20 protein-coding genes are annotated in these 22,245 nt (G+C 44.7%); 1 reads left to right on the top strand and 19 read right to left on the bottom strand.

Annotation, left to right across the window (positions count from 1 at the left end):
- Positions 1-768: 768 nt before the first annotated feature.
- Positions 769-1,086 carry an NIPSNAP family protein gene (locus tag KI367_RS24035; RefSeq protein WP_036715718.1) on the top strand — a complete coding sequence of 106 codons (318 nt, stop codon included), beginning with the start codon at positions 769-771 and terminating at the stop codon, positions 1,084-1,086.
- Between the two features lie 141 nt (positions 1,087-1,227).
- Here KI367_RS24035 and KI367_RS27695 read toward each other — a convergent pair whose 3' ends face one another.
- The 19 genes from KI367_RS27695 to KI367_RS23945 form a co-directional block, all read right to left on the bottom strand.
- Positions 1,228-1,329, bottom strand: coding sequence for a helix-turn-helix domain-containing protein (locus tag KI367_RS27695; RefSeq protein ID WP_373316255.1), 102 nt, complete (start codon positions 1,327-1,329; stop codon positions 1,228-1,230).
- A gap of 210 nt (positions 1,330-1,539) precedes the next feature.
- Positions 1,540-2,187: a hypothetical protein gene (locus KI367_RS24025; protein ID WP_212952516.1), complete on the bottom strand. Its 648-nt coding sequence runs from the start codon at positions 2,185-2,187 to the stop codon at positions 1,540-1,542.
- A 90-nt stretch (positions 2,188-2,277) separates the two neighbouring features.
- Positions 2,278-2,436 (bottom strand): hypothetical protein, encoded by a 159-nt coding sequence (locus KI367_RS24020; RefSeq protein WP_156124772.1) that lies wholly within the window; start codon positions 2,434-2,436, stop codon positions 2,278-2,280.
- Positions 2,437-3,186: 750 nt separating this feature from the next.
- Positions 3,187-4,362 carry an SAVED domain-containing protein gene (locus KI367_RS24015; protein WP_212952514.1) on the bottom strand — a complete coding sequence of 392 codons (1,176 nt, stop codon included), beginning with the start codon at positions 4,360-4,362 and terminating at the stop codon, positions 3,187-3,189.
- Positions 4,331-5,026 carry a ubiquitin-conjugating enzyme family protein gene (locus tag KI367_RS24010; protein WP_156124773.1) on the bottom strand — a complete coding sequence of 232 codons (696 nt, stop codon included), beginning with the start codon at positions 5,024-5,026 and terminating at the stop codon, positions 4,331-4,333. Before KI367_RS24010 ends, KI367_RS24015 begins: the two co-directional genes overlap by 32 nt.
- Positions 5,027-5,030: 4 nt before the next feature.
- Entirely contained in the window at positions 5,031-6,290 is a 1,260-nt protein-coding gene (locus KI367_RS24005; RefSeq protein ID WP_212952512.1) for a nucleotidyltransferase domain-containing protein, read from the bottom strand.
- 156 nt (positions 6,291-6,446) lie between these two features.
- Positions 6,447-9,584, bottom strand: coding sequence for a type I restriction endonuclease subunit R (locus KI367_RS24000; protein WP_212952510.1), 3,138 nt, complete (start codon positions 9,582-9,584; stop codon positions 6,447-6,449).
- A 17-nt stretch (positions 9,585-9,601) separates the two neighbouring features.
- On the bottom strand, positions 9,602-10,912 hold the full coding sequence (locus KI367_RS23995) for a restriction endonuclease subunit S (RefSeq protein WP_212952499.1): 1,311 nt from the start codon (positions 10,910-10,912) through the stop codon (positions 9,602-9,604).
- A complete protein-coding gene (locus tag KI367_RS23990) occupies positions 10,902-12,425 on the bottom strand; it encodes a class I SAM-dependent DNA methyltransferase (RefSeq protein ID WP_212952497.1) in 1,524 nt (507 codons plus the stop codon). Before KI367_RS23990 ends, KI367_RS23995 begins: the two co-directional genes overlap by 11 nt.
- 15 nt (positions 12,426-12,440) lie before the next feature.
- A complete protein-coding gene (locus KI367_RS23985) occupies positions 12,441-14,027 on the bottom strand; it encodes a restriction endonuclease subunit S (protein ID WP_212952495.1) in 1,587 nt (528 codons plus the stop codon).
- Between the two features lie 94 nt (positions 14,028-14,121).
- Positions 14,122-14,409 (bottom strand): Tn7-like element transposition protein TnsE, encoded by a 288-nt coding sequence (locus KI367_RS27690; RefSeq protein ID WP_212952520.1) that lies wholly within the window; start codon positions 14,407-14,409, stop codon positions 14,122-14,124.
- 12 nt (positions 14,410-14,421) lie between these two features.
- Positions 14,422-14,709, bottom strand: coding sequence for a hypothetical protein (locus KI367_RS23975; protein WP_212952493.1), 288 nt, complete (start codon positions 14,707-14,709; stop codon positions 14,422-14,424).
- A gap of 445 nt (positions 14,710-15,154) precedes the next feature.
- Positions 15,155-16,924 (bottom strand): TnsD family Tn7-like transposition protein, encoded by a 1,770-nt coding sequence (locus tag KI367_RS23970; protein WP_052147396.1) that lies wholly within the window; start codon positions 16,922-16,924, stop codon positions 15,155-15,157.
- 37 nt (positions 16,925-16,961) lie between these two features.
- The gene (locus KI367_RS23965) at positions 16,962-18,608 is read right to left on the bottom strand and encodes an ATP-binding protein (RefSeq protein WP_212952491.1); all 1,647 of its coding nucleotides are present in this window, start codon (positions 18,606-18,608) and stop codon (positions 16,962-16,964) included.
- On the bottom strand, positions 18,605-19,600 hold the full coding sequence (locus KI367_RS27335) for a Mu transposase C-terminal domain-containing protein (RefSeq protein ID WP_052147395.1): 996 nt from the start codon (positions 19,598-19,600) through the stop codon (positions 18,605-18,607). The genes KI367_RS23965 and KI367_RS27335 overlap by 4 nt, the downstream gene beginning before the upstream one ends.
- 2 nt (positions 19,601-19,602) lie before the next feature.
- Positions 19,603-20,820, bottom strand: a complete 1,218-nt coding sequence (locus KI367_RS27330; protein ID WP_246537245.1) for a TnsB C-terminal domain-containing protein — start codon at positions 20,818-20,820, stop codon at positions 19,603-19,605.
- 5 nt (positions 20,821-20,825) lie between these two features.
- Entirely contained in the window at positions 20,826-21,446 is a 621-nt protein-coding gene (locus KI367_RS23955; RefSeq protein WP_212952489.1) for a TnsA endonuclease N-terminal domain-containing protein, read from the bottom strand.
- Positions 21,447-21,450: 4 nt separating this feature from the next.
- Positions 21,451-21,786: a hypothetical protein gene (locus KI367_RS23950; protein WP_212952487.1), complete on the bottom strand. Its 336-nt coding sequence runs from the start codon at positions 21,784-21,786 to the stop codon at positions 21,451-21,453.
- 57 nt (positions 21,787-21,843) lie between these two features.
- On the bottom strand, positions 21,844-22,188 hold the full coding sequence (locus KI367_RS23945) for a helix-turn-helix domain-containing protein (protein WP_036715070.1): 345 nt from the start codon (positions 22,186-22,188) through the stop codon (positions 21,844-21,846).
- Positions 22,189-22,245: the final 57 nt, after the last annotated feature.

Below are 22,245 nucleotides of genomic sequence, written 5' to 3'. Positions count from 1 at the left end.
TAGGCACGCCGCCAGCGTTCGTCCTGAGCCAGGATCAAACTCTCCAAGAAAGTTGGAAGAATCTGCTCACCCGAAGGAGAGTAGCGTTCCAACAAAAAGTTTGTGACTCATTTTGAATCTGACGAGATTGTTAATCTCAAGTTGCTCCGGTCCGAAGACCATCGCATATATACTCACTCATTGTTCAGTTTTCAAAGAGCAACTAAATATCGGACCGTTTGTGTCCGGAATAATAATATACCACATATAACTGATTAATGCTACTAGTAATGAATTCCAGTCCACAATTCCTTTTAACATCGGCTATCTTGTGGCCGGATAATTAATATACCATGAATATTCACTGATTACTACAGGTAATGTTTACCAACCGATTAGCAAGATCTTGCAATCACATAACAATAACGTGATATTGCCGATGGAATCGTCCTCTTGGCAGTTAAGAATAATACAAAAGTTCCTCTTCTCAAAAGAGCAAAGTTCTGCAGATGCTTTCCCTAAGAAATAGCACTTTAACATCAACACCATGAACGTCCAGCTTCACTTTCAACTCTGGCGGTATCCGCCTATTCCAGCACCAAAAAAATCTAATCTTCGTTTAGCGAAGAGCAGAGCTAATTAAAACTCCTTCCTTTCGGCATTTTTTTAAAATTTGGAATTGAAGCGAGAGGGAATTATTGCCGGGGTCGAAGATTACCGGTAAAATTGGACTGAGAATAGACAACGATCAACGGAAAAACTCTACGATACAGAAAGCGAGGGAATGGCATGCTTTACGAGTTACGCATTTATACCATGCATGAGGGGAAAATGGAAGCGCTTCTGCAACGTTTCAGCCAGCATACACTTGGTATTTTCGAGCGGTTGGAAATGAAGGTGTACGATTTCTGGATCGATCAGGCGGGGCTTCCGAAGTTATATTACGTGATGGAATATAAGGATATGGAGGAACGGGAACGGCTGTGGGGGGCTTTTCGACAAGACCCGGAATGGATCGAGGTAAAACGTGCATCAGAGGAAAACGGGCCCATATTGGAGAAGATCGAAGAAATATTTATGAATCGGGCCGATTTTTTTATACGATAGCGGGTACACGATAGCGGGTACTTATTCAAATTTTCCATTATCGTAAAATTTCAGAAGCCTTTTTCTTATTGGGACGGATATGATAGTGTAATAATTGCCTCATGTGTGGCAGTCGCAATAACGGCTGAGACGGCCCGCCGGCTAGGCTGCTGTAAGCTCCCTTGTAATATTTCCGATTTCTAGTGACGGATTGTATTTACCTTGCTCCAATTCACTTAATGTTGCTTGCGAAATTCCAATCATGTTTGAGAATTCATGTTGATTCGATCGATTTTTTACGAATGATCCTGATTCGATCCCCTGAACTTCTTCGCAGCTTACCCTCTCTCCTTTCATTTCTAAAAAAATGTCCTGATGAAGTTCATCATCGGGACATGCAAAGGAGTAATATACGAATCTACAGGATGCTCGTATAGATCGACACCCCCTGTAGTGTTGAACTACAGGTCTCCGTTAGTTGAAAAATTGATTGGTCCCCGTCATCCCCGATTCATGTGCGTAAGTTGAGTAATCTTTTAATAACTGCACCCACACTTTATCGTTAACAACGAGGTCCCAATTGACATTTTCGACACCGTTTGGCGTAGCTTCGGGAACTAGATTCTTTGCAATCGCGGACCATTGTTTACTTATCTCATAGATGCCCTTTATCTTTTCGAATTGTTTATCGTTAAGCGTAAGAGTTGACATAGCGGGTGTGCAATCCCCGAGGACTCCGTTTCCGATCAGTTGCCGAGCCAGAAAAAAATGAATATCCTGAGCAGCGTTTGCTGTTATTTGGTCCGTTTGTACGCCGTTCACCTTTTTTAAAGATTTTGCGGTATGAAGCAATTCTTCATATTCCGTGCCGATTGTTTTAAAGTTGTAACAAAGCATGGTCGCCTGATTGGGTAACATTTCTTTATTGCCGCTGTTAATGTATTGATGAAGGGTTTCTTCGCTAACCAGTATGGCTGTCAAAAAATCCGATAATGATTGACTTAGTTTAGCGGAAATATATCTTTCATAGCTCTGGTTTTCCTTAAACTGCAAAAATATAATGATCATTGAGATAATCAACAAAACCGTACATATTGCAACGAGAGATCGTTTGATTGCCATTCAGCACTTCCCCTCTACCGATAATGATTTTTAACGACGCTTCATAACAATAATTATTTTCGATTCCATGCAGTTATTTCTGCCTGCTCGCTATTTCAAAGCCCTTTGTAAAATAACCAGTCCAGCAAAGCTAATAAATGGAGCGGTTGTAACACGGTAATCATCATTCCAGGCATCAACAGGTTGTATAAAGTAGATCACATAAATTAACCAGCAAATCATCACTAAGTAACCCAATTTCAACGCCATCTGTAACAGATCACCTCCTTATATAGTGACGTCTCTACTCATCCACTTGTTGTCGTAAGCTGTTCCGTTAGATATGTATTTTTGACGGCGCACACCATCCAATCCTGATGACGACTAATACCAGTGCGTTTTCCCGCCATCCACAGGAAAAGATGCGAAAAAAAATAAAACCGGCAGCCTTAGGGTGCTTCCCTAAACTGCCGGTTAACCGATGCTTTCCAGCCCCTGTGATTTTGGATAAAAGTTTTTCAAACTCTGTGATCGAAATTAATCATTTTCATACTTTATCGAAACAGGTCGATCTTGGAACCCACTAAGATTTCAGTGACTTACAGATTATTTTAACGCTAAATTCAACAACCCCAGTTTTTGTTGTGGCGCGCGTTTAACTAACCTTAAGAAAAAAGCCCCCGGGAATTTTGGGGGCTCAGTTAAACGTAGTACGCAGCTTTGTTTCTTAGTACGTGACTTTGTTTTCTAGTATGCAACTTTGTTTCTTTTTACGATACTTTATTGTAATTTATCATCAGCAATTGTTCGAAGAAAATAAAGTATTAGACTGGAATAGTTGATTTGGCGCGGTTTTTGAATTTGAACTTCGTCAACTTTTGAGAAATAAGTTTTAGACTGTGTTGGAATCCCTTAAGATCAAAAAATGAAAATAGAAAAATTAAGTATTAGACTCTTATTTTGCTTTCACGCCATAATCAGTTTATGGAATAAAATTATTACTAAGGTAGACTTAAAAAATCAACCGCGCATGTATCCAACCTGTGCGTATTTCTTTCCGGTACCACTGTCAATGCCTACGCTTAATGTGTGTTTAAATCCTCCGAGTTGGCGATTTTCATCATATATACATAACGGTAAGTCAGCCTTAGGCATCCATATTCGACCTAATTCAACTGCAGCCGACACAGGCATAGCTGGGAACACATGCAACATATTATCATGTCCGTGAACAGCCTTTATTTTATCGAGTAATCGTCTCATTATTTCCCTAAACATAGATAACTGTTGCTTACTCTTCATAAAATCATTATGAGGAGTTTGTATAGTCACAGTCCATACTGAGGTTTCAGACCCCAAAACTTTAAAGATACGGGTATTGTCGATGGTTGCACTCAAAGACAGATTTAATGCTGCAACTTGGTGAATTTCATCTGGTTCATTTATTATGTATTTGAAATCCGCGGGGTCTTCCTGCCATACCCAGTCCGCAGGTTCACGATGTAACTGATAGACATCAGCAGGACAAATATCAGAAATTAATGTCCCTAACTCGATAAGTAACGGCTGAGGAGCCAATGCAAACACTGAAAGATGACAAATATCTCCTAGAGCAATTCTACGTTTTACTTTATCGGAAAACTGCCTCCTCAATTGTTCTCGTTCTACAACCCAAAATAATTCATCTCCATCATGAATGGAACTATTACCTAAACTGATCTCAATTGCGGGTTTTTCAGCAGGGTATCTTATCGATAACATTGCAGGAGTAGTTCTATCCCAATTTAACGGGAAGCTATGTTGACCAATATTAGAACCGTATAGTAATACATGACTTTGCATGTTATCCAGAATAGATGTTACGAGTTGTATTCTTTGCTCATGTTTTCTTTTCATTTCACGGAGTCTTTCAACAGGATGTCCTTCAACATCCTCTCTATCGATAAGTCTATGGTGTTTATCACACATTAACATGAGATTTGAAATATCTTTTTCCAGTTGTTCGGAAAGAATTGCATCCCCTCGTGGACCATTTGGACTATCTGCGATTATGTGGGCAATATATGCACCATTGAATTCATGTTGAGTAAGAGTATCCAACCACAACGGTTCATTACAACCTTCATATTGACATCGCCCTGCCGCTAAACCCCATAACCGAATTTTAACTTTTTCGGGAATATTGGTTACTGACACTCCTATCCCTTCCTTTTCGAATTACACTAAAGCATTGGTTCAAGTCAAACATAAATTCGTCCTTACTTTGATAATTCATTAAATCAAGAAGCTGGCTCCCATGGCAGTTTCTCAGTCTTTTTTTGCTTCCACATGGACAATCATGATGCCCCCTATATTTCCCTCTTGCTAGAATGTTTAATAAACCCAATACAATTTTGCTATCCGAAACACCGAAAAGTTCTTTATAACTCTCAACAATACCTAATGAACCATGGGAAAGCTCACCGTACGGCAATTTTCCATACTTTTCATAAAATGAAAAAGAATAAAGGAAAGGAATGATTAGTTTCTGAACATAGTTCAGCAAACTACCTTTGAATTTCATACGCACTTCTAATGGTGAACCCAAACATAATGTTCCATCGGGATTGGTATGAAATGTTCTTGGAATCCTTCCGTCACACTCTGTCGTTGTTGGCGGTTTATTAGGGTAGTCAGTTGGAATGTGGATTTTTATATTATAGCAATCAACAATTGGACAAGTTCCATAAAGTGTAGCAGAAAATGGGAGTGACCCTTTTATGCAAATACTCCCATCTTCTTCTATAAGCTGTAAGCTTTTATGAACCTTGAATAATTCAAGTGATTGAACTTCAATATTATCGCTAAGATTGTACTCCATAAAATTAATAACTCCATGGTTTACTCGGATTATCAATATCTATATGAGGTATTCCAGCATTTGCTGCGGCAATTTCCGACATTGATAACCAAACACCTTGCGTTGCTTTAGAAACAATCCTATCACCGAATCTTTGTTCAAGCGTTTTTGTAATCTTACCAACATCAGAAAGTTGAAGAATGTCAACTAAGTCTTCCTTAACCCAGGTAATCCATTGAAAAAACGCTTTAGCTTTCCGATTACCGTTTTCGTGCCAACGATCAGCAAAATTTTCTGCTGGATTAACAGGGTTAGGAATTATCCAATACCCATCCTTGTTTCTATTTATTAGTTGAAGCATTGATATATCTCCGCTGAACTTAATTCCTGGATTAAGAAGTTGTTCTAACGTAGATAGCTTTTCAACGATATTTTTAATGGTTGAATATAAATCCATTTCATGTTGGTATGCTCTTGCAGATAAAGTAGTAATTATCATAGAAATAGGCTTATCCTCTTCCCATTCGTGACCAGCAAATCGAACATCACGATGACGTTTTAAAATCTGAATGGCCCTCTGTAAAGGTGTCTTGACTAGTTGGTCTGGAACCTCATCTATTTGATTGAATATTGCTTTGTTGTTCTCGAAAATATATTGTTTTTGTACTATTTTCATCTTTTCAAATACTGGCCTCTTGATTGTTTCGAACCATTCAGCGTACCCGTTTGGGTTACTAGATGACCATGAATAAACATTTTCTCTTTCTCTATTCGTAATCGATATCGACTTTTTGGCTATATCTCCCGGAATGCCATGCCCAATTAAATCAGCAATCAGGTCAACAGATTCGGGAACGGAAGGCAATATATCAAGATGAAATCCTATACCGTCTTGTTCTGCATAATTTAATGTCCAGCAACGCTTCTTTTCTTTATCAAGCATCTTTTGATACATAGCGTTTTCCTTTATTCTCTCGCCGATAGACTTTTTTAATGATGCAGGGGTTGTACTAGACTTTTTCAGTGGTAGTTCACACACTAAGTCAATATCGTAATCTGACTCCGCTCCTTCTTTTAGTGGTCTAACTACAGTACCAAGTCTAAAAGAGCCTTGAGTATAAATGTGAAGTTCACCCTGAACACCATCATACTCTCCGTCCGCAATCCAATTACCCACCGAAGTATATCGCTGAACGGCTTGTTGATATTTGCTGGGTGATATATCAAGTTCCGCTGCTAGATTTTCTAAAACTTTATTATAATTTTGTCTAAGTTCAACTGTCACAATATTCATCTCCTTTAATGTAGTCATTACCCAAAAAACGGGAACACATATTCTCATTCCAAATATATCAAATAATAATTCTCCTAACAACAAAGATATTCATGAATATTAAAAGGCATAGCCCCATTGACTCACGTTGCTACGCCTTGTTGTAAGTTAATATTTAAACTCTTCCGTCTCCGCCTGCGCCATCAATTCGGCTTGCTGAAGCACCAGATCAATGGCCATCTTCTCCAGATCCGGCGGGTAACCGTATTTCTTCAACAGCCGCTTGACGGTAATTCGCATCTGAGCACGTACATTCTCACGAAGCGTCCAGTCGACCTTAATGTTGCTCTTGATTGCTTGAGTCAGCTCATGAGCAATTTGCTTCAACATGAGATCGCCCATCAGTTCCTTGGCCGATTCGTTCGAAGCTAGAGCGTCATAGAAGGCCAGTTCTTCCTTGATCAGACCGAGATCTTCACCGCGTTTGACGGCCGCATTCATCTCTTTAGCCATCTGGATGAGTTCTTCGATGACCTGAGTCGTTTCGATGGTGCGGTTGTTGTATTTCCGGATGGCTTCCTCCAGCATCTCTGAAAATTTCTTCGATTGCACGATACTCGTCCGGGAAACGGCCTTCACTTTCCCCTGAAGCAGCCTGCGAAGCAGTTCCACCGCCAGGTTTTTCTGCTTCAATCCGCGCACGTGCTCCAAAAATTCGTCCGAAAGAATCGCGATGTTCGGTTTCTGCAAGCCTACAGCTTCCAGAATATCAACGACTTCATCAGATACGACCGATTTCGAAATGAGTTGATTCAACTCGGCGTCGAGCTCTTTCGTCGTTTTCTTTCTGTTCTCATCAGTTATCAACTTAATAATACCAGATTTTACCGCCTTGAAGAAGCTAATTTCGACATTAACTTCCTCAGCTGCGGGAGTCGTCGCGCAAAGCGAGAAGGCTCTTGCCAATTCCGTCGTCCAATTTAGGAAGTTCCGCTTGCTCTCTTCACCTAATCCAAGTACGTAATCGACCGTCTCAACAATGGCCTTCATCCGTTCGGCTGCTTTCTCCGAAGCGAATTTACTGTAGTCATACCCATGAAGCAATTCGCGGATGAGCTGCAGCCTTTCCAGCATAAAGTCAACGGCTTGGTCTGTATCGATACCAGCAGTTTTTCGGTCATTTTCCGTATATTGTTGAAGCGCCGATTTCAGCAAGTCCGCAATTCCGATATAATCGACGATCAGACCGCCCGGCTTGTCGCGGAATACCCGATTCACGCGGGCGATCGCCTGCATCAGATTATGGCCTTTCATCGGCTTGTCGATGTACATCGTATTCATGCTCGGCACGTCAAACCCGGTCAGCCACATGTCACGGACAATGACGATCTGAAGCGGATCGTTCACATCTTTCATACGTTTCGCAAGATGTTCACGGCGCCGCTTGTTGCCGATAAACGGTTGCCACTCCTCCGGATCGCTGGAACTACCGGTCATGACGATCTTGATCTTGCCTTCATTGTCGTCATCACTATGCCAATCCGGCCGGAGAGCAACAATCGCTTTGTACATATCGATGGCGATCCGCCGCGACATCACAACAATCATCGCTTTGCCGAAGCCGGCTTTCTGCCGCTGCTCGAAATGTTCGACGACATCCTGCGCGACTTTCCTGACCCGTTTCTCTGCACCGGCCAACGCTTCAAGCCTGGCCCAACGCGACTTCAGACGCTCCCGCTGCGTGTACTCCTGGTACTCCGTAATATCCTCATACTCGCTGTCAATGACCGGGCGCTCCGCCTCCGACAACTCCAGGCGGGCAATGCGGCTTTCATAATAAATTCTGACCGTGGTTCCGTCTTCTACGGCTCGGGTCATATCGTAAATATCGATGTAGTCACCGAAAACGGCAGGCGTATTTTTGTCTGTCAGTTCGACCGGCGTTCCGGTAAAGCCAATATAAGAAGCGTTCGGCAACGCATCGCGCATATACTTGGCATAGCCATACTTAATGGCCGCTTCGTCGTCCCCGGCGACCATATCCGCCTGAAACCCGTATTGGCTGCGATGCGCCTCGTCCGCAATCACAATCACATTGCGGCGTTCCGTAAGTACAGGATACTTGTCTTCATTTTCATCGGGGGTGAACTTGTGGACCGTTGTGAAAATGATCCCGCCCGACTCCACTGACAAAAGCTCACGCAAATGAGTCCGATTTTCCGCTTGCTGAGGCGTTTGCCTGAGCAAGTCCTTCGACTTGCTGAACGTGCTGAACAACTGATCGTCCAGATCGTTCCGGTCCGTCACCACGACGATCGTCGGGTTGTTCAGCGTCAGGACAAGTTTTCCCGCGTAGAAAACCATGGACAAGCTTTTGCCGGAGCCTTGCGTATGCCAGATAACGCCGATTTTGCGGTCTCCTTCGTCCATCGTCGCCCGTTCCGTACTTGCAATCGCCTTGTTGGTGGCGTGGTATTGGTGGTATCCCGCCAATATTTTGAACAGATGCTCCCCATCGGTTTGAAACAGCACGAAATGCCTGATAATATCAAGCAGTCGGCTTTTCTCGAACATTCCTTTCACAAGCACTTCAAGCTGGGGCAGGGAGGAGGGCGCCACGTCATCGCCATCAATCGTGCGCCACATCATAAACCGGTCTTCATTGGCTGTCAGCGTTCCTACCCGCGCATTCACGCCGTCACTGATGACCAGAAATGAGTTGTAGGTGAACAGGGACGGTATCGCGCCTTTGTACGTCTGGACCTGATTATAGGCATCGCTGATCCCGACTTCTTCGTTGGAGGCGCTTTTCAATTCAAATACGGCGATCGGCAAACCATTTACGAACACGACGATATCCGGGCGCTTCTCTCCCTGATTTTCAACAACGGTAAACTGGTTGACGACCAGAAAATCGTTGTTGCCGATCCGGTCCGGGTCGGTGTCGAACAGCCATACTTTCTCTGTCGGATATTCGCCATTGGCCGCTTGATACTGCACGTCGATCCCGTCGGTGACCATCTTCTGGAACGCCTTGTTATTGATCAGCAGGCTGGGACTGCGCGGCACTTCAACGATCCGGATCGCTTCCTCAATCGCTTCGCGCGGCACATGTTTATTGATACGAATAAGCGCCTCGCGCAGCCGGTCTTTCAGGATGACGTCATGGTAAAATTGCCGTTCGGGATACTCCCCTTCGGGAGAAATATCCGGACCGTAAGCTTTTTCGTAGTTCAGTTCTTCGAACCATTCCAGCGCGGCCTGTTCAAGGTCGCTTTCGGTATAAGACGTCGTATAGTAGGCCATGTTGCACCTCCTTTGGATTAGGGCTGATAGATTGCGCTGCTCTCCGCAACCTTTGGCAGATCGGGATCATTATGATCCTGCTCCACAGGGACACGGATCTCGCCCGACATCAGTTTGGGGAGAAGGGTGTCGCGCACTCTTTCCAATAATAAAGATTCTACCGATAACTGAATCACTTTATCGACAATTGGTTTAAACACATCTGTGGCTTTTTTATAGATATTCGGTTCCGGTATAAGCACCTTAGCTTCTTTAAGGTCACTGCGCTTTATATGTCCCATTGTGGTTGCTTTATCACTTGCAATACGTCTAAATCTGTCAATGTGATACTTTGTCCAATAATAATAAAACCATTTATCATAATTTTTCGACGTAACCTTAAACAAGTGCTGATTTAATCCTCCGGTTCCTCCACACCACAATTTTATATCCAAAGTTCCAGACCAAGAAAATAGTACATCCCCATTATTTACAATATATTTCTTATCAATATTCGGACTAGCTTTATCACTTTCACTACTAGTTCTACCTTGATTTAGTTCCCTTATCTTTATTACTGGAATGAATTGTTCTCCATCAGGCCTGTACTTTTGCATTGCTAATCCATTTAGATAATCAGCGATTTCATCTAGGCAATCTAGCTTCCACCCCTTCGGAATCAACCCCAACTCACTTTCCTCAAACTCGCCGCCGCTTGACTTATACGGTTCGCCGTTTTCATTTGGAAACTCGAAGTCCACAAACCACCGTTTAAAAAGGGCTTGAGCCATTTCTTCAAGGTTTTTGTTGATAGCGTTATTGAGCTCGATTTTGTTGTCAAGGGATGATAAAAGTTTGGAGATTGCCACCTGCACATTTAATTCCGGTGCTTGAATCTCAAGACTAGACATGATTTTAGTGTTTAGTGAAGGCATTGTTGCACCTACTGCTATGCTACGAACATACTCTCTAAAGCTTTCAAGACCAAAATAGTAAGATAAATATTTAGGGTCGATCTTATCCTTTTTGTTAACCCGAACTCTTAGACATCTTCCAGAAAAGAGCCAGCCATGTTCTTTTTTTGAAACATAAGCTCTTCTGTCAACAGACCCAACACGACTAAAAACGATGTCACCTTCGCAGAGGCTGTACTTCGATAATCTTAACGCATCATCATTTGAAACTTTGGGGGTGTTCTCGTGAATAATAAAATTCTCCCCTAGGTGCTCAACGGTGATTATCGGGGTACCATGGGGCACGTAATCATCTTTATGCAATTGACTACCAAAGGGACCAGTCTGAACATCAGCAATTTCAGCAAGTTTATATTTTTTCAGTTCAAAACTCAAACCCGATCCCCCCAAGCCGCTTGCGAATTTCATCCTCCAGTTGTCGGGACTTGGCGAACTGCTCCGCCAGCTCCGATGTCAGCCGCGCCATTTTATCTTCGAACGGTTCGCTGTCTTCTTCTACTTCTTCAATGCCGACATAACGCCCCGGCGTCAAAATATACTCGTGCTCCTGCACTTCCGCAAGTTTCACTGCTTTGCAGAAGCCCTTCATATCTTCATATGCACCCGCCTCTGGCTGTCCGCGCCATGCGTGGTACGTATCAGCGATCTTCCGGATATCCTCCGTACTGAGTTCACGATGTGTCCGATCCACCATATGACCCATTTTGCGGGCATCGATAAACAGGATTTCACCGCGGCGGTCCCGAAGGCCCTTTGACGCTTTATTTTTGGCAATGAACCAAAGACAAACCGGAATTTGCGTGGAATAGAACAATTGACCCGGCAAGGTGACGATACAATCGACCAGATCGGCATTAACCAGCTTGCTGCGAATCTCAAACTCCGCCGTCGTACTTGTCGACATGGAGCCGTTCGCAAGTACAAAGCCTGCAACACCGCTGGGCGCAAGCTTGTTCACGATATGCTGAATCCACGCATAGTTTGCGTTACCCGCAGGAGGTACCCCATACGTCCAGCGAGTGTCATCTGTCAGCCGTTCACCGCCCCAATCGCTGATATTGAATGGCGGATTCGCCAAGATGTAATCGGCCTTCAGATTTTTATGTAAATCATTATGGAACGTATCTGCATGATGCTCCCCAAGGTTGCCGTCGATGCCACGAATGGCGAGGTTCATTTTGCACAACTTCCACGTTGTCGGATTCGACTCTTGCCCGTATACCGCAATATCACCAATGCGCCCCTGATGTTCCTCTACAAACTTCTCGCTTTGAACGAACATGCCGCCGGACCCGCAGCAGGGGTCGTATACGCGGCCCTTGAACGGCTGAATCATCTCAACGAGCAGGCGCACGACGCTGTTCGGGGTGTAGAATTCGCCGCCATTCTTGCCTTCCGCGCTAGCAAATTTGCTAAGGAAATACTCATATACCCGACCCAAAACATCCTTCGAACGGCTCTCTTCATCGCCGACCTTGAACGAGAACAGGTCGATTACTTCGCCAAGGCGGGTTTTATCCAGCGCTGGCCTTGCATAATCCTTCGGCAGCACGCCTTTCAGCGACGGATTTTCCTTCTCGATGGCAATCATGGCATTATCAATGATCTGCCCGATTTCCGGCTTTTTCGCGTTATCCTTGATATGGCTCCAGCGCGCTTCCTTCGGTACCCAGAAGATATTTTCTGCCACGTATTCGTCCCGGTCCTCCGGATCAGCATACGGTTCATGTTTCAATGCTTCATATTTTTCTTCAAATGCATCCGACACATATTTCAGAAATAGAAGGCCAAGCACTACATGCTTATACTCCGCTGCATCCATACTGCCGCGCAGTTTATCGGCCATGCTCCATAATTTTTCCTCGAATCCAATGTTCGCTGTTGCCATGATCCTAATTCCTCCTCAGTAGAGTTCCTCGTATAACTGGCTCTTCACTTGTTCCCAGCGATTCGTCGCTTCCCGAACAACTTCTTTATATCGTTCTTTTTCCCGTATATATTGCTCTATTAACTCGTGCTGCTTATCTTCCGGTACCAGAGGCAATTCCAATTCCGCCACATCCGCCGGGTTCAGATTCATTACAGTCGTCCCCCGCTGGAAGCTTTGAATAAGGGCCGTCCCGACCGGACTTTCCAGGAACATTTTGGCAAAATGACTCTTGATGGCCGACTTAAATCGGATCACGATCATATTCGAGGAAGCGATGACCATCCCTTGAGCCTCCGGAAATACAGCCAGCTTGTTCACGGTGCCGCGGCACGTCATGACCAGGTCACCCGGGAGAATCTCGTAACGTTTCACTTTCCTCTCTTCCTCGTCAATCGTTTCAAGCTGATCCAATAGCACTTCGCCGTCATCCAGATTGGATATATTCAGCACCTTAATGTTCCCGGGCTTTAGATCCTGCTTAAGAATCGATTTTCCCCGAAAAATTTCTGCCACATCGCGCAACTTCACTTTCGGGGTTGCCGCTTGCTGGAACGAACGAAGTATATCCTGATCTTCATCCAGCAGCAGTTCGATTCGCCAATGATCCAGCTCTCGGAACCGATCCGGATGGATGGTAATCTCCCGTTCCGCCACAAGCTTTGACTTCTCCATATGGAGTCGTCCGAGGATCACTTCTTCCAAAGGCGCTTTGCCGAAGTCAACCTGATAGGTCTTGATAGAAGTGTAGGGACGAAACAAGCCGTCCGGAAGCGAATAGATCGTTTGCACCGGCGCCTGTTCATTCATTTTCTTCCGCCAGCTGGCGATCGCGCCGGATTGAAACAGCATCCGTGCAGGAAAGGTCACGCTCAATCTCCCGCCGTCTTGCAAGAGTGGAAGGAGGTAGCTGGCCGCTGCGCCTTCGGATTCCCGAACCGCGACATCGTCATCGTTCATTTTCATCCCGAAATTCGGCATCGCCAGGATCGCGTCGAATTGATGTTCTGCAGGCAACGGTTGATAAATGGACCCTTGAACGATGCGGATATTGGAATAGGGCTCGAAATACGTTTTGAACAATCTGCCTATGATGTAGTTTTCCGTTAACAATGTGATTGTCCATGGTCGATGGTAACATTTCGTTTCGATGAGTCCTTTGATATACTTTTCAGCTTCTGCAAACAGAATGTTCTTGCAACCATGTCGCTCACACTGATCGACAAACCGCTCGACGATTCCTGGATGGACGACAATGCTCCCTGTAACACGATCTTGTTGGATGGTGAGCATGGCGTATTCCAACAAGTCCATATCCTTGCCTGCATGGTATAATTTATAAAATAAATCCCGATCGCCGGGAAAATGGCCTAATTCTTTGTCTAAGGCGCGTTCCTTCATCCACTGAAACAGCTTCTCAGGTTCCGTCATTAGCTCCGTTTCGGCCAACTGTTGCTGTTTCAGAAGTTGTTGCGTCCGCTTTACTCGAATGGCCTCGCGAAGCAACTGATCACGTGTTGATATATCGTGGAGCAGACAGATATTCCAGAACGATTCAATCAATTTATCACCTTCTTCCACTGCCAATAGCCAACTAAATTATACCATCCAAGAATTGAGTATTTCAATACCAAAAATAAATTCAAAGTTGGACTGTCTAGCCGGATAATTTCCCGTTTATCCGATACGCCCAATCCCTAATTGAATCGCTTTGATAATGCTTAACCTTTTCGATATTGAAGCCGTTGCATTGGTTTAAAATGTTCTGATCCCAGTGGCCGCCTTTTTGAACAAGCCCTTCAAGAAGCAACTTAATATCACGCTCAACCGTCTTTAGTGCAGTCTGCTGAGTTGGGTGGAGGATCAATGTCGAAATAGACCAATCATCCGGCCGGGCCACTTCGATAACAAACTTAGTCGTGATACCATGATCCGCCTGAACGATCGCGCATGTTCGTCAGGAGCCGTTTGGACATACAGAAAATCTTTTGCCGGGAGGAACCCTGAGCACAGACATCCGGATATGACCGGGAAAGATATGCTTCAAGATTTGAATCATCTCGAAAAACGATTCAAGACCGATGGCCTCTGTGATTGGCATGGTTTCAAGCGTCTGAAAATCGATAGGAGGCGTATCGCCGCCGACCATCGAATCCTGTGTACTTACTTCCTCTAATCCTCCTGAGTTCTTCCCGCCTCTCCCGGAGGCGACGATCACGTCATTGCCGGTATGGGAATGCTTCACATCCTCTCGACGAGCAGTAACCCTAGGAAAATTGGAGAATCGCATAAACGTAGGAGGGGTCTCCAATACATCTTGCCTCGCATTTTCCCTGGCATTTTCGCTTTGATCATTCAATATGTAGTCTTTATTTTCGGATCCGGACGTAACTCGAACTTGTTTATCCCCTGAAATCGACTCACGACGCTTCTTCGATGGGTGCCAAAAGACGATTTCTTCCGTACAATTCCTTGCAAGGGCTTAACTTGATCAGATACTCCATTGGTGTAGATTTGTCCCATGCGCAAATAGGGTACTGTTCCCCATGGGTAGGATACAACTTTCAAGTCCCCAGTTTCCGTTCGAAATGCGACTCGAACTCTCCAATTCCCTTTGTAGTCCATGAAAGGGGACCCGAACCAAAATAACTCAACCCCCTGATTATTCGGAAACGGCCAGGTACGCAGTGTCAATGCAGCCATAATGGAGTCACCTCAGCAGATGCAATTCGATTCATTACAGCCCCTTGTCCAATACAACGATCAATTTCATCCGATACCTCTTGGGCATACCCTGGCCTCAGTCCGGCTTTTTTCACAAGTTTCCACCGTTTTAAAGGCCATTCGCCGGCCATTTGCTCAGCAGTCCATCGAACTCTCCTAATTTGAAATTGGGATGTAGACTCAAGGTAATCAGATAATACTTTCGTCGTTACAGGGAGCTTTTGTTTTTGCTTTTCTAGCAAACTCAGTTTCCCGACTCGTTTGCCTATCGCTGCAATCGTAATTCTGACAGGTTTATTTTTGCAATCGGATAATATCCTTCTGCATGCTTCCTCGACAATCCAACTCAGCTCCAGATCACGTTTTTCCCAGTCGACTCGTGTATGTTTAGATCCCTTGGACCGGACAGGTTTGGAAGATTTTCTTGGTCTCTTTAATAATGCAGGTTCCAAATTGCGAGTTGTCACGGTACCTTTGGCGTACTTCATGACTGTATTCGTATCAACCCCCAATAACGCTGCCATGGAACGAAAGGAAATGCCCTGTCGCAAATGTACCTGAAGCTTATCCATCCAAACAGGCCCAAACGATTTTATACGCCCTCTGCGGTATTTATCGTTTTCGGATTGATCCGGTCCTCGTCTTGAATAGGCGAAGCCGCATTCACAAGTAAAGGTTCCTACAGGCCGACCGGTATCTGTACAACGCGTAATCCGGAGGTCCGTTATTATTGAGGTTCGATAATGTTCCGCTGCTTTGTTCAGACATGGCCATGGCCCTCTGCCGAAGGGTGCGTCATCCACCTCGGATTGTTCTAAAAATCCATTGAATGACCCGTACAAAAAACGGATCAGCAGCATCTGCCGCAGCGGATGAATCGCCCGCCGGGCGGACCTTGTCGCCAGATTCAACCATGTGTAGTCTTTACCGTATGGAAGGCTGCCCAGCATCTCCAGCAGTTCTTTCCCATAGCAAATGACGAACTGTTCCTCAAGTTTTTGCTGGCGAATACGCCCGCCTGCTGTTACATACCCTTGCTTCCGTAAGCGTTGAAGAAATATGTTCCTGGATTCATAAAGAACTGGCATGTCGTTGGTTTTCATTAATGCCTGAATGTCTCTAGCGATGTCTGAAAGCTGATCGATTGTTTTAGCCGATAAGTTTGCGGCAAGCGGTATAGATCCGAACATCTTCTTCGAAATAGGGAGAACGGTCAACCCATATCTGTCTGAAACCGGATACGTAATCCGATGCAGAACATCCCGATGAACCGGACAAACCCATACTCCCGGAAGCTGGTGAATGCGGTGCCAATACGGTTCTCCATATTGGTTTATATCTTCTTCATAGCATTGAGAACAGAACCGCAAATCACTGTTCCTATCCACTATACTGGCGGTAATCCCGACAAGAGCATGTATCCCCGAACCATCCGGCCCTTTCATGAGTTGCTTTAAACGATTAGCGCGATCCTTAGGCAAGAACGGAGCATAAAACGGATAACAAGTGTGGCCTTTCATCCAATCATCGGCTGTCATTCCATGCAGCATACTTCTGCGCGAAAATGCCTCGATATGACTTGGCAGGTCAATTGTCGGGATAATGTTCTCCGTGCCAAATAGTTCTTTATATGACCACTTTGAGGTTGTGTTATTCGCTCTCAGGTGATAACGAGTAATCACGCTATATAAAAGCTCATCAGGATACGGAACAGGGATTGCATAACGTTCATTCATGGGTTCAATGCCTCATCCAAGGAATTCCAAAGGATTTTTAATATATCCGGCTGCTTTCAACGCCTCGTAAGCGGACAACTTTTTCTTTCTTCCTTGTGAAACGATTACTCTCAAATTTGTTAGGCTCAGTCGGAATCACTTTTGAATTGCTTCTTCCGCGTTGCTTTGTGGCAGCACTTGATGGAACAGGCTGTGTTTGTAAAGCCAGCTTTAAGGCCTCTTTATGCAGGTCTACACGATCCAGTTCGTTTAAGTGAGCCTTTACAACCTGCTCGGCTGATCTCTTCGCTGACTGGCGATCAATTCCCGCCTCTACAAGCCATGCGCAGACTTCGTTCACGGTTTGTTCCACAACGTCGTAACCGAGTTCATTCCGAATCAATTCCAATCGTTCCGATTGCCGCTGTTCGGCTTCAATTCGGTCCAGGTAATCATCAATGGAAACACTGTCATAAATGTCAGCAAACTTCTGTATCTGTCTCTTTTTTCCGGAGCGCAAAGCCTCGAGAGCCGGGCGAATCAATGTCAACCGATCCTTTGCAACGGAACGAATCAATTCGGGAGTAATTTGCTCCATTTCTTTATCCAATGCTCTCCATTGGGTCAGCATGAACAGTTTTATCCCAATGTCGGAAATACCCTGGGATTCGTCGTACATCATATCAATGAACTCCTGATTCAGTTCAGCCTTCTTGTCTGTCCACTGATATTTCCACAAACCTTGCAGCAGCCACGTCCATTCCTCATCTTTCTTAAAATGATGCCACGTAGCGTCCCCTTGGCCGCTATTGCGCCGCGCGTTGCGAAATTCTCCATTTAATGCGGGGAGCGCCTTATAGGTTCCGACAAGTATGACCGGCAATCCGATCGTGTTGACCAATTGAACGAAGAAGTTCAGCATTTGAGCTGCACGATCGTCCTTGGCTTCCTGAAGGTTTTGGATTTCGTCAATCACAAGAACGCCCAGACAATGCACCGCAGCCGCCTGCGCCATGAGCGGCAACAATTCATCCGGATTTTTCGTGACATTCTTTTTGTAGTACTTTGTCCCAACGAGACTATCGACCGCAAGCAAAAAATTCAGGCAGAGCCCTCTGATGGAACCGTCATGCGGGCAATCCATCTTTAACCACACAATTTGATAGGGGGCAGGCATATCTTTGCCTTGATATTTCCGATGCAAAATCACTTGCGGATACATTTGCAAGATTCGAAGCAAGCTGCTGGACTTCCCGATTCCCGAAATTCCCACTAAAGCAAACCCGGCTGATGTGGGTGTATTCACTGGATATCCGCTTGTAGCCCCCTTCATGATGAGCTCATATGCGTCCTTGCGGGCTCGGAAAGCATAATTCGGGGTTAGCGGATTTCGGCCGACATAACCGTCTCTAATCAGTCGGGAAATGCTTTGTTCCAACTCCAGATGTCGAGATAATGGTTGAAAGAAATCGCGAGAAATCCGTTGAACGCAATGTAAGCGAAGATGAACAGGCAACTCTCGTTCAGAAGCATGAAACTTCGGTCTCGAAGCTAGTTTCTGTACGACGGTTTTCTCGTCCCATATCGGCGGCAGTGCCTCAAGCAAGGGATTGTTGCGATAATCCTCAATTAACGGATCCTGATAGTCTGCTTCAACAAATGTGCCGCGGCTGAAATGAAATAAGGGGACATCAAATTCACTCATTCCTCTTCACCATCTTCGATCATATAGGCTTTAATTTTGGACAGTTTGTCTGCCGGCGGAATATATGACAGTGCCTTTCCGTCATCACTATCTTCACGCCTCATTGGAACAACATTATTTGTTGGGATGTTAGGTACTTGAGGTTGCTCTGATAATTTAAAAGCTTCTTGTTCACGATTGAGCATTTTTTCGTTGGAGCGATGTTGTCTCGTTCCTTTTATTCGCTGGTTACTGCTTTCTTGATTTTGCTTCATCGCTTCATCAGTCTTTTTAGCCGCTTCTTCTACAATCGCCTTCGTATGAGCGTCCAGTTCGATTTTGGACAACATATTGTTGAATTCTTGATGGCGGCCTTGATACTTTTCAATCTCAAGCAAATCCTCTACTTCTTCGAATCGTTTGTTCATATAACGTTCTTCCCGTTCAAGCAAAGTACATGTTTCAAATCGGTGTCCTTCGTCCAACCACAAATAAATTTCGTCGGTGGAACGGGGATCGTAGCATACTTGAACACGCCACGTTTTGCCTGCCCTTGCTTTTACAAACCACTGCTCGCGCAATGCCAGGTCACAACCGTAATGCATGTCTTTGAACTGAATTCCAGCCGCTGTGACGGTCGCTTCCCCGTGATACATTAAGTTTAGCTTGACAATGTGTTCCGGCTGCTTCTTGAGCCGTCCGTTTCGGTTAATGATGCCCCATTGCCACAGCTCGCGTGGAATAGGGAGAATATCATCGGCGATCATAAACTCATTCCGATCGTACCATTGCATGTGGTGATGATTATTATGGTAAAGCACATTGCGAATCATAATCTGGGTAAACTCCCGAAGCGTTAATTTGGCATCCAGACGGTAATCTCGTTCACCTCGCTCCCGTTGACGCTCTTTGATTGCTCCCGGTATAAACCGAATACTTCGAAGATTGATTAATCGGAATTGCTGCTCAACAATGCCCTTCCAATCTGCCCGGTATGGGGAAGCGTTCTCCACATCTACACCCAAAACATCAATAAGATGGCTTGAAGATGGCTTGGCTTGTGTCCTTCCAGTTCCCCGCGGTCAGCTGTTAACTTTTGAGGCAAGTGACTGCAAATCCATTCCTCCGGTTCAATATCGATGCCATATTGAGCACAAAATCTCACTTTATCCATTGTCGTATTGGCCAGAGCCATCATCGCTCCGATCCAGCTCGGTCCTTCGAGCCCGATGTATAATCCGACGATATATCGGCTGAATACATCGATTACGATGTAAATAATCGGTCTTCCGATAATCCAATCTCGACGATATTCACTGACCAGGAAGACATCCGCTACAGTCGCATCGATCTGGAATCTGGAACCTGGACCGAAGCTTTCATGAGTAGAACTGCCAAGAATAGGCCTGTACTTGAGAGCATATTGTTTCTTTCCAAGCCGGCTTTTTAAGGAATCTTCCAAGTCTAATTCTTTCTTGAACCAATAACGATATTGTCCGAACGTCGGCAATTTATCCGGAGGAGGGAGAATAGGTACGAGTGCTTTCCCATCTTGTCGAAAGCCCGTGGCAAAAAACTTTTCAAGCGTTTTTTGGTAGGCATGTTTGAGTGGGGCTTTCTCCCTGTTGTTGTAAAATAGCCGAATGCCCGACCGAAGCAGTTGTTTTGTTTCTTCGTCAATATTGATGCCTGTCGGTCCATCCTCGAACTTTCTGGGACGGCCGCGTTTTGCTTTTCCGGGCGCCCGATCCGTCCCATAATCTCCACAATTGTAATAATGGGGGAGAAGCGCATTTTTCAACTTTCCGCCTTGCCAGAATCTCCGCAAATATCGATAGATTGTACTTTTATGAAGGCCTGTCTTTTCCTGAACTTCTCGTACACGTATTCCTCGCCATTTTTTATCGAAACAGTCTGGTTCATCAGACACGATATCTCTAATCGCATCCCACGCCTTATCACGGAGGAGGAGATGATCATGATCAATGGAATGCTCCAGTAACGGAATGTTTGAGTTGATCCAGTCAATGGGCTTACATAGATTAGCCTCTATGCCAGCAATGATCTCCGTATATGTTTTCATGACCGGAAACGCCTTATCGTCCTCAAGCGCGATGCTGAATACCACGTCATTTGCCTGGGAAATCCACAGGATTCGCTCTACAGCGCGGTCATCCGTTTCGGATGAAATCCATTCTATCACCTGATTTTCAAAAATAGACCTTGATGGCATTGTATTCATCCACCTTTCGCTTCAAGCCTTATATCCGAATGCTTCTCAGAGAAGTCCTTAGCTGGAAGAGTAGGTATGATTCGTTCGGTCATATCGACGGACCAGATTTTGCGCGCAATAAAATGACGGAATAGCGCAAGTGAAGTACCTGCATCAAGTCCTAACTGTTCATCGCAAGCCAAGCATGCTCTCGATACGATGGTTCGTTCATTTTCCAATTCAGCGGATGGTTTCACTGTTCTGGCTAATGTTTTATCCCGATAAGTAATAAGAAAATCCGTGGTCATCACAACCGGTATGCCTGTTTTCGGATCTTTGGGATGTTCCACACCGATTTTTTCCGCGATCATCTGCGTTTCTTCTAAAGGCAGAAGAGGAAATTGTTCACGAATATCCGTTACATCGTCGCAGTAATCCAGAAGGTAGAAATAATCACGCTCAATATCCGACAAGAGTTGGTGTCTTCGACCGGTCGTCCATCCAACACCACGAGTTGCCCTGCCTTCTGAAGGAACGTCTTGAATGGTAAGCCAAGGAAGATAGTCCTTGCCGGAACCCTGTCCTCTGCCTTCTTGGATCATCCTTTCAATTTTTGCTTCTGTGAATTGCCGTTTCCGCTTGGCCACTGGATCACCTCAAATGCTTGTCCGGCAGACTGTTTCGTGTACTATCTGCAAGCTCTTTTCTCAACGTCATCAATCTTTGGAACTCTGAATAATACGCCCTGACTTTCTTTGAATCACATGGTAAAAATTCAACTCGATAGCAGTTGATCTTTAAGCCATCCTCATTAATGATTACAATCTGATCTTCATTATCTTGGGACTTAACCGCCACCGGCCAACCCCCGACTTGACGTGCTCGCTCAAACCATTTCTCATGAATGGCTAGCGAACAGGAGTAGAGGCTCCCGTTAAACCAAATTCCATTTTGAGTCACGATTCCAATACCCGACTTTTCTTTCACTTGGTAACACCCCAATATGTTTTGGTGATATTACCATATTTACACTTTCCGGATATTTTAATCCGTTTTCGGATATTTATTTTTTCTCATTTTGATTTCTATAATTTCGTAGAGCTCATTTTTCTCTTGAGCAGGGAGTGCACGAATACTGGTAAGCAGCTTTAATTCCTCGCTTGATATATAGGTTGGAGTTTGAGAGAAAGATTCGTCATCTGAAAGCAGCCAATTAAGATCACATTGGAACGTGTTTTTAAGCGCAATGATCGTTTCACACGATGGCAAACAAACCCCGCGTTCAATATCACTAAGCGTTCCTTGCGAAACGCCGATTTTCAGTGCAAATTCTTTCTGATTCAACTCATGCGATTTTCGGATAGTTCTGACCTTCTCACCCAGATTCAAACCGGATCAACTCCAAAAAAAGAAAATAACCCCGCAAATATTTTCCATTTACGGGGT

Origin of the sequence: Paenibacillus cookii (assembly GCF_018333375.1) — a bacterium.
Classification (GTDB): Bacteria; Bacillota; Bacilli; order Paenibacillales; family Paenibacillaceae; genus Paenibacillus_AQ; species Paenibacillus_AQ cookii.
This window is presented reverse-complemented; position numbering and strand designations above follow the sequence as displayed.

Bases quoted from the DNA above. Each gene is read 5' to 3' on its own strand.
- KI367_RS24035 (WP_036715718.1), top strand. From the start codon at position 769: ATGCTTTACGAGTTACGCATTTATACCATGCATGAGGGGAAAATGGAA.
- KI367_RS27695 (WP_373316255.1), bottom strand. From the start codon at position 1,329: ATGATTGGAATTTCGCAAGCAACATTAAGTGAATTGGAGCAAGGTAAA.
- KI367_RS24025 (WP_212952516.1), bottom strand. From the start codon at position 2,187: ATGGCAATCAAACGATCTCTCGTTGCAATATGTACGGTTTTGTTGATT.
- KI367_RS24020 (WP_156124772.1), bottom strand. From the start codon at position 2,436: ATGGCGTTGAAATTGGGTTACTTAGTGATGATTTGCTGGTTAATTTAT.
- KI367_RS24010 (WP_156124773.1), bottom strand. From the start codon at position 5,026: ATGGAGTACAATCTTAGCGATAATATTGAAGTTCAATCACTTGAATTA.
- KI367_RS24000 (WP_212952510.1), bottom strand. From the start codon at position 9,584: ATGGCCTACTATACGACGTCTTATACCGAAAGCGACCTTGAACAGGCC.
- KI367_RS23990 (WP_212952497.1), bottom strand. From the start codon at position 12,425: ATGGCAACAGCGAACATTGGATTCGAGGAAAAATTATGGAGCATGGCC.
- KI367_RS23970 (WP_052147396.1), bottom strand. From the start codon at position 16,924: ATGAATGAACGTTATGCAATCCCTGTTCCGTATCCTGATGAGCTTTTA.
- KI367_RS23965 (WP_212952491.1), bottom strand. From the start codon at position 18,608: ATGAGTGAATTTGATGTCCCCTTATTTCATTTCAGCCGCGGCACATTT.
- KI367_RS27330 (WP_246537245.1), bottom strand. From the start codon at position 20,820: ATGCCATCAAGGTCTATTTTTGAAAATCAGGTGATAGAATGGATTTCA.